At 68.3% G+C, this 10,211-nt stretch carries 11 protein-coding genes; 4 read left to right on the top strand and 7 right to left on the bottom strand.

What is annotated here, in order from left to right:
- Nucleotides 1–174: 174 nt before the first annotated feature.
- Both ACZ3UD_RS37180 and ACZ3UD_RS37185 read right to left on the bottom strand, forming a co-directional pair.
- The gene (locus tag ACZ3UD_RS37180; protein ID WP_465598373.1) at nt 175–912 is read right to left on the bottom strand and encodes a hypothetical protein; all 738 of its coding nucleotides are present in this window, start codon (nt 910–912) and stop codon (nt 175–177) included.
- A 543-nt stretch (nt 913–1,455) separates the two neighbouring features.
- Entirely contained in the window at nt 1,456–2,352 is an 897-nt protein-coding gene (locus tag ACZ3UD_RS37185; protein WP_465598376.1) for a hypothetical protein, read from the bottom strand.
- Nucleotides 2,353–3,489: 1,137 nt separating this feature from the next.
- Here ACZ3UD_RS37185 and ACZ3UD_RS37190 point away from each other — a divergent pair.
- Nucleotides 3,490–4,215, top strand: a complete 726-nt coding sequence (locus tag ACZ3UD_RS37190) for a nucleoside/nucleotide kinase family protein (protein ID WP_465598379.1) — start codon at nt 3,490–3,492, stop codon at nt 4,213–4,215.
- A gap of 533 nt (nt 4,216–4,748) precedes the next feature.
- On the opposite strand, the gene ACZ3UD_RS37195 is transcribed toward ACZ3UD_RS37190, so the two are convergent.
- Genes ACZ3UD_RS37195 through ACZ3UD_RS37205 form a run of 3 tightly spaced genes read right to left on the bottom strand, consistent with a single transcriptional unit; the run spans nt 4,749 to nt 7,121 of the window.
- Nucleotides 4,749–5,042: a hypothetical protein gene (locus ACZ3UD_RS37195; RefSeq protein WP_465598381.1), complete on the bottom strand. Its 294-nt coding sequence runs from the start codon at nt 5,040–5,042 to the stop codon at nt 4,749–4,751.
- Nucleotides 5,039–6,517, bottom strand: a complete 1,479-nt coding sequence (locus ACZ3UD_RS37200; RefSeq protein ID WP_465598384.1) for a S1 RNA-binding domain-containing protein — start codon at nt 6,515–6,517, stop codon at nt 5,039–5,041. The genes ACZ3UD_RS37195 and ACZ3UD_RS37200 overlap by 4 nt, the downstream gene beginning before the upstream one ends.
- Before the next feature lies 1 nt (nt 6,518).
- On the bottom strand, nt 6,519–7,121 hold the full coding sequence (locus tag ACZ3UD_RS37205; protein ID WP_465598387.1) for a recombinase family protein: 603 nt from the start codon (nt 7,119–7,121) through the stop codon (nt 6,519–6,521).
- A gap of 347 nt (nt 7,122–7,468) precedes the next feature.
- Here ACZ3UD_RS37205 and ACZ3UD_RS37210 point away from each other — a divergent pair, with 347 nt between their 5' ends.
- The gene (locus ACZ3UD_RS37210; protein WP_465598390.1) at nt 7,469–7,798 is read left to right on the top strand and encodes a site-specific integrase; all 330 of its coding nucleotides are present in this window, start codon (nt 7,469–7,471) and stop codon (nt 7,796–7,798) included.
- Nucleotides 7,732–8,079, top strand: coding sequence for a hypothetical protein (locus ACZ3UD_RS37215; RefSeq protein WP_465598393.1), 348 nt, complete (start codon nt 7,732–7,734; stop codon nt 8,077–8,079). The genes ACZ3UD_RS37210 and ACZ3UD_RS37215 overlap by 67 nt, the downstream gene beginning before the upstream one ends.
- A 160-nt stretch (nt 8,080–8,239) precedes the next feature.
- On the opposite strand, the gene ACZ3UD_RS37220 is transcribed toward ACZ3UD_RS37215, so the two are convergent.
- Entirely contained in the window at nt 8,240–9,193 is a 954-nt protein-coding gene (locus ACZ3UD_RS37220) for a poly-gamma-glutamate hydrolase family protein (protein WP_465598396.1), read from the bottom strand.
- 8 nt (nt 9,194–9,201) lie between these two features.
- Nucleotides 9,202–9,867, bottom strand: a complete 666-nt coding sequence (locus tag ACZ3UD_RS37225; RefSeq protein WP_465598399.1) for a hypothetical protein — start codon at nt 9,865–9,867, stop codon at nt 9,202–9,204.
- A gap of 100 nt (nt 9,868–9,967) precedes the next feature.
- On the opposite strand from ACZ3UD_RS37225, the gene ACZ3UD_RS37230 reads away from it, so the two are divergent.
- Nucleotides 9,968–10,211: transposase (locus ACZ3UD_RS37230; protein ID WP_465598402.1), on the top strand; the 244-nt coding region annotated here is incomplete at its 3' end.

Raw genomic sequence — 10,211 nt, forward strand, 5'->3', positions numbered from 1 at the left:
GCGCCTGGCTCAACAACACCAAAGCCCGCCGGGACAAGCTCACCGCCGAACAGCTCGGGCAGCTGGAGGCCCTCGGGGTGGCCTGGTAGACCCGGGCCGGGCTCATTCGAGACCGTGTCTCACATCGTTCGGCGCGCATCGGCCCCGCCACGGCGGTGGGGTCGGTGTGTGCGGTCATGGGGTGAGTGCGGCGGAGACCCTGGCGAGGCGTGTCTGTGGGAGGGCGAAGGGGTTGGCGGGGTTGCGGTGGGAGTAGCAGCCGTCGTTGATGCGTACCTCGTCCTGGGTGGTCCGCCACTGGGCGGGTCCGGGTTGTCCCTGCTGTTCCAGGAGGAGGAGGGCGAGGTGGTCGGGGTCCTCGACGGCCGTGCGGGCGCGTAGTGCGGCGGCCAGGCGGGGAGCGGCGGTCCTGGGTGGGCTGTTGTCGCCCAGGGCGGGCAGCAGGAGCAGCAGGCGGGCGTGGGCGTCGAGGATGCGGGCGTCGAGTGTGCCGGGGTCGGGCGGGGTGTTGTTGGCGGCGTTGGCGAGCTCGGGCCAGGACAGGGCGGGTCCCATGAAGTTGCCGTCGTCCTGGGCGAGGAGTTCGGTGGTGTCCCAGGTGGGGTGGTGCAGGAGGTAGTCGGTGCCGCGGTCGCCGTCGATGGTGCGGTAGACGACGTGGAAGCGGTGGCCGTCGGTGAGCGGGACGGTGAACAGCGGCCAGTCTTCCTTGTCCCACAGGGCGCGGTAGAAGTCCTCGGCGGCCTCGTAGTCCGCGCCGAACATCAGCCGTTGGGCTTGCTGGCTGCGGGCGCACGAGCCGAGGTGCGAGAGCCAGAAGAGCGGATCCTCCAGGAGCTCGGGGTAGGGGGTGAACGGGCCGCCCTCGTAGCCGGGCAGCCAGGACGGGGCAGGGTCTGCGGTGTCGGTCACGCAGGCCATCATCACGCCCCACACCGACAAGGCGCGGGGACGGTCCCCAGGTATGGGCGCAGCAGGCGTCTTCTCACCGGAGGGCAGCGGAGACAGAACACTCCGTAGAAGGATCTGGGCCTTCCTCAGGTCTCGATGCACGGTCACAAGCCGCGCCCCGAGGCTGGTGATAACGATCGGCGTCGGCTCTTCACCGCGATACAGCGGGACGCTTCACCACGCACCCGGCTCCCCCGGTTCATCATCCCTGGCTGACCGCGGCCGTGACCAGGGACAAGAACCCCGACCACTCCCGGTGAACAGCCACGCCGAGCCACTGGAAACCAAACGCCGATCACCAGAATTCGCGTGTGGTGCCGTGGTGGTCAGAATTCGGGCTGAGGTCGGTGTTCGGTTTTGGGTCGGGTGCCGTACCGGCCGTCCCGCCGCACCCGCCCCCGCTGCGCCGCCCCTGCCGCCACGCACGGTTGTGATCAGCGGCTCTCTGTGAGCATGGAGATCGTTTCCCGGAAGCCTGGAGATCGTTTCCCACCAGCGGGATGGTCAGTGCAGGTCCGCGGGCAGGTGGTCGCGGATCGCCCGGCGGAAGGCTGCGAGCCGGTTCGTCTCGGTGTCGAGGTTGCTCAGGGTCTCGTAGGCGTGCATCCGGGCGTCGATCGAGGGGTGGCTGACGAGTTCGCGGTAGAGGATCCAGATCCCTCCGCGAATCAACGCCTCGCACTCCTCCTGCTGGATGGTGTCGCCGGCGCTGAAGCACAGGAGAAGTTCGAGCAGCGCGGTGCGGGCAACGGGCGTAGTGAGCGTCGGATCGGCCAGAGCAGCCAGGACGACGGCGGTGGCGGCGGGTGCGGGCTCCATCAGGTTGGACTGGATCATGACGTGGTTGTCGAGCTCGGCGAAGGTGGCTTCGCCTCGGGTACGGGCACTGATCAGCCGCACCAGCGCGGCGGGTAGATGGGTGGCCGGATGTCCGCAGCCACATGCCATGGCCTCCCAGTCATGCCGGTCGATCTCGATGCGGATCGCCTGCATGACTGGGTGCTCGGCCGCGGAGGGCGCTGTCGGGGACCGCCGGCCGGCAACGAGCCGGCCCTGCTCGGCGCGGAACATGTCCAGCAGCCGGAAGAACTCCGCGACGGGTGTCGAGCCCGCAGGCGTCTCCCGTTCGATCTCGGCGGCCCAGCCGAGCGAACTGTGCCGACCGAAATGGCGCCAGAGCCATTCCTTGAACGAGTCCTCAGGCCAGAAGCCGAAGTCCTCCTCGACCCGGTGGACACCCAAAGCCACGCGATAGCCGATCAGCATCGACTCCAGGTGCCGCAGCGAGCCGCCGGGCAGCCACACGCCAGGGCGGAGCCGCACCTGCTCCAGGAAGTCGTACGCACCCGTGCAGTCCTGCCAGTGCTTCGGGCTGTTCTGAGCCTTGTTCTCGGTGGGCATGACCGGGAGCCTACGGGCACCCACGCCCGTTGATCTCGGACAGCTCTGTTCTGGGTCGAAGGTGGGCGCGACGGGGGGCTGGGTGGGGCCGCAGGTGCTGTCCGGGCGCGGGGCTGCTGTCTGGGCCGCCGACCGCGAGGTGTTGGCCGCCGTCGGGGCCGGCCTTCGGTTGGGTGGTGCCGGGCCGCCGTCCACAGATGCGGGAACCACGCCCAGGGAGGCCGTGGAGGGCCGGGATGGCTTGCCCGAGGCCCGGCTTGGTGGCGTCATAGCGTCATGGAGCCGCGACACCACCTCCGGCCCCGGGCGCCGCCCGGTCGGCCCAGGCGGACCGTCGGGTGCGGGCGGCCGGGAGGCACCGGCCCGCCCCTTGCCCGGCCGTCGCGGCGGGCGCGAGGCTGGTGGCGTGACCCGACGGATTCGGCGCTGCGCGTGGTGCCGGACGGCGCTGCCGAAGGACGCGACCGCACGGCAGACGTTCGGCGGACCGGTCTGCCGCAAACGGGCCTGGCGTCGACGCCGACGGCGGGACCTGCTGATCGAGCGCGGAGCCGCGGTCATCCTCGGCGACACCGTGTTCGGCGCGGGCCGGTGCAAGCAGTGCGGCGGGATCATCAGCCTCCGCAAGCGGTCCGACGCCGTCTTCTGCTCTCCGGCCTGCCGCTGTCCCGTCTCATCCGATCTTTGTCAGTGCGTGAGCCTGTGACCTGGGCGAATGCAATCCAGAGTGAGACTGCTTCGGAGGCCCGTCTCACCTTATGTTGCCGCTGAACTGCATTCTGCTGGGGTTGTCTCACTTTGTGATGTCGCTGAACTGCATCCTGCTGGGGTTGTCTCACTTTGTGTTGTCGCTTGCCCACATCACGAGGTCCGGCAGGCTGACGAGGCGTTAGGCAGTTGCCGGGGAGACATCGAGCCAAGAGTGAGATGGCGAGTCAGGGTGGCAGCGGCGCGGAGTTGGAGGAGTCCGTTGATCTGGTGGTCGTGGAGCTTCGGCGGGCGTCCAGAGGTGCAACCCAAACGCGGGCGAGAGACCTGCTGTGGCAACCGGAGCGGAGATGTCTCCGACATTCTTGTCGCCCACTGCGAGGGCAGCGCGATCTTCCCCGGTGTTGATGAAGCCGGTAAGTTTGCCTCATGGGACTGCAGCGGGCGAACGTGCATCATTCGGCTTCGACGTGGCGACAGCCCGCGCCTTCGGCGGCTTCCCCCGAACGCAGTGCGCTGGTGGAGTCGATGGCGAAACGCATCCTGGCTGTTGGCCCGGGCCGTCTGCTGGTAGGGATCGACGGCTTCACCGCTTCCGGCAAGACAAGCTTCGGACACGAACTTGCTGAGCGGATCAGTGCTGCGGGGCGCCCTGTGCTTCGGGCGACCCTCGATGACTTCAAGAAGCCGTGGAAGGACCGGCACCTCTATGACCGGGAGTCAGGGGAGGGGTACTACCGCAACGCGTACGACTATGACGAGGTCAAGCGGCTGCTGCTCGATCCCTGCGGGACACCGGAGGCAACGTCCGCTGTTCTGTGCAGCATCGACCCGCTAACGCAGCAGAGTCACGCTGCGGAGACGACGGCGCTCGCTCCGGACACGGTACTGATCGTGGATGGCGTCTTCGCCTTCCGACCGGAGATCAACAGGTACTGGGACTTCCGGGTCTGGCTGCATGTGGATGCGGAGCTGTCCGTCCAGCGCGGCGCCGACCGTGATCAGGACTGGGCCGGATCCGAGGCAGAATCGATCCACCGCAACCGGTATCTGGTGGCAGAGGGCATCTACCTTCAGGAAGTCGACCCCGTCCCGATGGTGGACGTCACCATCGACAACTCGACGTTTGCCAGCCCTCGCATCCTGACGCCGTAACGCTGGCTCAGCGACCCGCTCCCTAGCGTGCGAACCGAACAGATCTTCCCTCAGCTGATCTGTTCCGGTCGGCGGCTCAGGTGCAATTCGGTGCGGTTGCGGCAAGATCACCGACAACGTCCGCTGAGCGGCAACGTCATGTGAGACACCGGATCTCTCGTTGGCCGGCAACGGCAACGGAACGTGAGACCAGCTGCGAATCCAACAAGGTCAGCTGCGACAACGACAACGGAGTGTGAGACGGGACAGCCGCACCCGGGCCTGGCGCGAGCGCCTGGAAGCCACGCCGTAGCCGTCCCGGTAGGCGTCACGCCGTGACGGCCCTGTTCTCGTATAGCTACGGCAAACGGACATGTAGCGCAGGGTGATGCTCGCGGCTGGACCGGGCGCGAGGGCCGGTGTCAGTTCCGGAGTCGGCTGCATGGATGACGGCCCTGCACTCCCGAAGCTGCCACGAAGTGACAAGTAGCTTTCAGTAGTCGATCTGACGTACTGCTGTCAGGGTCTCAGCGTTCTGCCCCTGGTCAACCGGGTTAGCGGGCTGTGATCGCACGACGGGCGGCATCCCAGACCGCCTCGAATTCTTGCGCGGTCAGTTGATCGGGTTCGTAGACGGGGAGCCCCGCGGTAACCCCGAACATTCTTTCGTACTCGGCCAGACCCCCTGCCTGCTGGGCACGCTGCCATTCGTCCAGGGACGCAGCCGCGATCGGGGTCAGCTCGGAACCCTGGAGCTCGACCTGTCGGGTCACCCAGCCGCCGGCGTCGACCTCGAAGTAGAACCAGATGGCTTCCTCGTCCCAGAAGCACTGCATCCACGTCGTCACCGGTCGGCCTGCCTCTGCGACAGGGCAATGCGGCGCCGTACGAGATCGACATCCATGATCTTCACGGTGAGAGCGTCGCCGACCTCGATGACGTCCTGCGGCGATTGATCCAGCTCGTCGGTGTGCACGAGCCCCTCGAAGCCGTCCTCTCGGTCTTCGATGCGGACGAAGACACCGAACGGCACGATCTTGGTGACCAGCCCTGTGACCACCTGGCCGATCCTCTGCGCTACCTGCGGCCATGGGTCTTCCTGCACTGCTCGAAGAGACAGCGGCACTCGCTCCCAGACCATGTCGACGTCGAGGACCTCAGCTGTGACCTCCTGGCCGACGCTGACGACGTCGGACGGGTGGTTGATCGGACGCCAGGACAGCTCCGGAATGTTGATCATCGCGGTGAAGCCGCCGATGTCCACGAAGGTGACGCCGAAACTGGCGATGGACGTCACCGTGCCGGTGACGACCTGGCCGCGCCGCAGGGTCTTCAAGAACGCCCAGTCCCGGTCGCTGGGTGTCGGCTCGGTCTGCCAGCGCGCGCGGAGTACCCCGTCGCTGTCGGGCAGTACAGCGGTGAACAGCGGGAGATCTTCACCGGCATACATGGATACGACGCCGGCAGCACTCGCGCTGGCAAGCTGGGAGGTCACGTCCTCGAACTGGGTCTCGTCCACGACCGTGCTGGTGATCTGCCCGTCTTCCTTCTCCCAGATGATCTCCACTAGGCCTTCGTCGGGCAGGGCGGCCACGGCCGTGTCGACGTCGGTGAGCAGGTCCGGCCAGACGGACAACTGTGCGCGTGGGGTCAGCTGGGAGCGCACGGTCTTGATGTTGTCGCGGCTCAGGCGGTGCCATCGGGAGGCGTTGAGGGCGAAGGTCTCCTCCAGGAACGTGGCGCGGTGGGCGCTGACGGTCCAGCCAAGGCGGGCCCAGAAGTCGGCGTCGGCCGGGCGCTGCACGTATGCGGGGTCGTCGGGGGCGAAGTCGTACGGCGATGTGTCCAGGCGTTGCGTGAACAGGCCGAGTGCTCGGGTGCGGGTCAGCGCGGCTTCGCAGGGCTGGCTGCTGCTGAGGTAGAGGTACTGGTCCCAGCCGACGTGCACCTTGAACTCTCCCTCCGCTTCCAGGCGGCACCAGGCGCCGTTGTCGCGGAGCATCGCTCGGACGAGTTCCAAGCCGACACCTATCGGCACCAGTGCCCCGTCGTGGAACCCGGCGGGGCCGGCGGGGAAAAGGCCGGCCAGGCCGTAGCCGTCGACCGGTGGCTCCAGGCCGAAGTGGACGAAGCCTCCGAGCTGCGGCTCGCGGATGGCCAGCTGGTCGACGCCGCTGTCCTCGGCGAAGGCGGCGACGGCCTGCAAGTAGGCGTCTTCGACCGGCCCGTGGTCGCTGGTCGTGTCCTCAGTGCCGGCGTAGTGGCCGTGCTGGTCGCGGTCGGCGGGGTCGTACTTGGTGACCTGATAGACGTAGGGCAGCACGTCACTGCCCACCGGGAGTCGACGGCGTGGCTGCGTTCTGGTGGCGTTCAAGGACGCGGTAGACCGTGGCGCGGCTGACGGAGAAGAGCTCGGCGAGGTCGGCGATGGTGTGTTCGCCGGACTGGTGCTGCTGGACCAGGTGGCTCTGCTGGCGGGCGGTGAGCTTGGGCTGCTTCCCCTTGAGCTTGCCCTTGGCCCGCGCCACCGCCATGCCTTCACGGGTACGCATGCGCAGGAGATCGACCTCGAACTCGGCGAAGGTGGCCAGGATGTTGAAGAACATCTTGCCCATCGGGTCGGCGGGGTCGTAGAGCGTGCCGCCGAGCGAGAGCTTGACGCCGCGGGCGGTGAGGGAGTCGCCGATGTCGCGGGCGTCGGGTACCGAGCGCGCAAGGCGGTCGAGCTTGGGGACGACGAGGGTGTCGCCGGCGCGGACCGCCGCGAGGGCCTGGGCCAGGCCGGGCCGGTCGCGGTTCGTTCCGGTCAGCCCGTGGTCCAGGTAGATCCGGTCCTCCGGGACGTCCAGTCCGAGCAGGATCCCGCGCTGGGCGGTGAGGTCCTGCTTGTCCAGACTGCATCTCGCGTAGCCGACGCGTTCGTTCATGTCGGGAGCGTACGGTAAGCCCCCGCTCAGCGTACAGATCACCGGACACCCTAAATGAGACGCCGTCCGCACAGGTAGATCTCTCTCGCCAGGCAAGATCATCATTGTTCGCTGAGGGTTCCCCTATCGGACACAATCGACGGCCTCGGTCAGTACCCTGACGCGGTGACAACCGACATCGTCTTCTTGAGAGCCGTGAGCGGCACCGTCGACCCGCCCCTGCTCCCGCTGCCAGATCGTGTCGCAGCGCTTCTGTCCGTGCTGGGCGGTCCGCCTCGGCTAGCGGCCCACCTACGCGCCGTCCACGACGTCGCGCATCAGCTGGTCGACTGGGTAGAGGAGCACTCATGCCCGCATCTACAACGGAGTCGTGGACGCTGCTGGGAGACGATTTGCGGCCGGTCGGTCCGGTGGAATCCTTCCTCGCCTACCTGACGGCGATCGAGCGGTCGCCGAACACCATCAAGGCGTACTGCCACGACCTGAAGGACTGGTGGACCTATCTCGACGGCCGCGGCCTGGAGTGGACGGCGGTCGATCTGGAGGCCCTGGCCGGGTTCGTCGCCTGGCTGCGGCTACCGCCGCCGGCCCGGAGCGGGGCGGTGGCGATGTGGTCCGCATCGGCGAGGCCCTGGGCCTGCGGCACGACGACATCGCGATCGCCGAACAGCAGGTGAGCGTAGTACCGCGGCAAAACGACAACCGGGCCCGCACAAAGGCCGGCCGGTCCCGCACGATCCCGGCGAGCGCAGAGCTGACGGCCCGGTGCGCCGGCCGCTTCGGTGCGCCGCACGCGATGGCGGTCGACGAGACAGTGCTGGCCTTCGTCCTCCGGCGGCGCCGTGCCTGGGGCCGCGGGCGGGGTGGCACCGTGCGCTCCTGGCCGACCGAGGCCGAGTTCCTGCTGCCGGGCGGGAAGCGCAAGGTGCACCCGGACGGCGGGTACAGCGTCCGGTGAGGACGGCCTGGGTCAGCTCCGGGTCATCGAGAGCGACGAGGACGCGGCCGACGTGGTTCGCGGACTCGACGGGCTGTAGAGACTGCATCCCCGCTGCCGTACGGCGGGTCCACCGCCGCACCGTTGCCAGGGAGTGGTGGTGCGGCGGCGGGCCGGAGGGCTATCCGGCCATCGGGTCCGGGCCTGCGGGGAGCCAGGTCAGGCCGCGCTCGTGGCGGTCGATGGCGGTTCGTACGGACTTGACGAAGCCGTTCCAGTAGTAGGCCTGATCGACGCCCACGCCCGCCGTGTCCCGGCGGCCGCTGGCCGAGCCGAAGGTGCCGAACATCGCCGCGCGCAGGTCGGTGGAGAGCTCCAACTGGGCGCCGCCGCCGCTGTAGGTGCGGTTGACGATGTTCGCGGCGTCGTCGCCGTTGATCGCGGAGCTGCCGCCCGCGATCTCCACCACGACGCGCCGGGCGGAGTCGGTGAAGGTCTCGGTGAGGGCGCCGTACAGGTTCTGCTTCAGTCGCCCGTCGGCGCCGCCGATGAGGACCTTACGCAGCGGTGTGGTGTGCGGCGAACCGTTGAACGGGTCGTAACCGTGCAGGGAGACCGCGTACTTGGCGCCTCCGACGACGGACAACGCGATCGGGTCGTCGCAGTGCGTCGAGGTCACGTGCATCTCGTTGTTCGGGGCGCTCACCAGAGCCTCGAACATCCAGTAGTCGCGCGCCGGAATGCCACCGCCGAGCGGCGTCAGCCCGGTCGGGGACTTCGCCGGGTCCCGGACCGTCGCCGCGGCCATGCTGTAGCCGGCGATCGTCGTGCAGAGCTCGCTCGTACCAGCCTCGATCGCACCGCCGTGCGGGGCGATCACGGCGGTGAGGGGGAGGGCGGGGGTGAAGTCGCGGTAGTTGTCGAAGGGTTCGGCCCGGCCGAAGCGGCGTACCCAGTGCTCACCCTCCAGGTAGACGCCGCTCGCGTACAACTCGGTGTTGGAGCCGTACTTGTCGCCCCCGTCGCCGGTGGCAGCGGAGGCGCTGCTGCCGCCGCCCGCCAGCTCGGTGAGGAACGGGACGCCGACTGCGGCCGCCGCGAGGGTGGTCAGGACTGTGCGTCGTGAAGTGGTCATGCTGACGATCATGACGGACCATATGACTGGACGTCAGCCGGGGTGCCCGTGATCCGCCGGAACGGCGTCCGAAACCCACCGGTCCCGTGCCGGCGTGTCCGCGGCGACTTCAGACGGGTGACCGCCTTCCGGGCGGCCTCGCGGTGGTCCGGGCGGGGCGCCGACACGCAAGGGCCAGCCAGGTCACGGTCGGTAAGCGACTTGGCTCCGGCCGTGGCCCAGTCGGCGCGGCGCACGACGGCGACGTGTCCTTCCACGTGGGCCTTGCGGTCCTTCCAGTCGTCGGGCGGCGCCATCAGGACGCGAAGGTCCTGGTCGTTCAGCCACTCCAGTCCGAGGACCTGACGGCCGAGGTGATGCTCGATGAGCGACAGGGTGGTGCCGGTCTCCAGGTGGATGAGCAGGAGCTCACCCTCGAAGTGGTAGCCGCCGTCGTACTCGCCGGATCCCACGGCGAGCAGGGGGAGGGTCGGATGGAAGGCCATCGCATTCACGGGGTATTGCGAAGTCAGGAGCCAGCGGCGGCAGGCGCGGTCGGTGACGTGGAAGACACCGACCGTCCTCGCCTCGTCGTACTCGTGCGCGCCGGCCACGGCAAATAGGCTCCGCCGCTTGTCCGTGACGGCCAGGACGGGATCGCCGATCTGAGCTTGGCGTTTAACCTCGCGGGTCACCCGACCTGCTGATCTGCGGTTCTTCCCGGGACAGCAGAGGCGGCCGTTCTCCACGCTTCGAGATGTCGAGTCACGAAGCACGAGAGAACGGCCGCCGCCTATGAGTCTCCCGGTCGATGCGCCCGAAAGTGCGGCATTGGACGTCTTGTCCCGCTTTCGGGTCGAGTTCTACGACTGCCTTTACGCCTGCCAGGACGCGCTCTTCGAGCTCACCGACGCGGTGCTGTGTACGGACGGGCCGGTGAAGACGCTGGTCGAACTGTCGCTGGCCCTCGAGCACCGGCGCGGGCACGGCGCCCTGTACGCCGCCCTGGACCGGGGCTGGTGCGAGCCAGCCCGCCTGC

This window comes from Kitasatospora sp. NPDC023118 (genome assembly GCF_055560875.1).

Excerpts from the sequence above, each read along its gene's own strand:
- ACZ3UD_RS37205 (WP_465598387.1), bottom strand. The coding sequence starts at position 7,121 with ATGAACGAACGCGTCGGCTACGCGAGATGCAGTCTGGACAAGCAGGAC.
- ACZ3UD_RS37220 (WP_465598396.1), bottom strand. The coding sequence starts at position 9,193 with ATGACCACTTCACGACGCACAGTCCTGACCACCCTCGCGGCGGCCGCA.
- ACZ3UD_RS37190 (WP_465598379.1), top strand. The coding sequence starts at position 3,490 with ATGGGACTGCAGCGGGCGAACGTGCATCATTCGGCTTCGACGTGGCGA.
- ACZ3UD_RS37210 (WP_465598390.1), top strand. The coding sequence starts at position 7,469 with ATGCCCGCATCTACAACGGAGTCGTGGACGCTGCTGGGAGACGATTTG.
- ACZ3UD_RS37185 (WP_465598376.1), bottom strand. The coding sequence starts at position 2,352 with ATGCCCACCGAGAACAAGGCTCAGAACAGCCCGAAGCACTGGCAGGAC.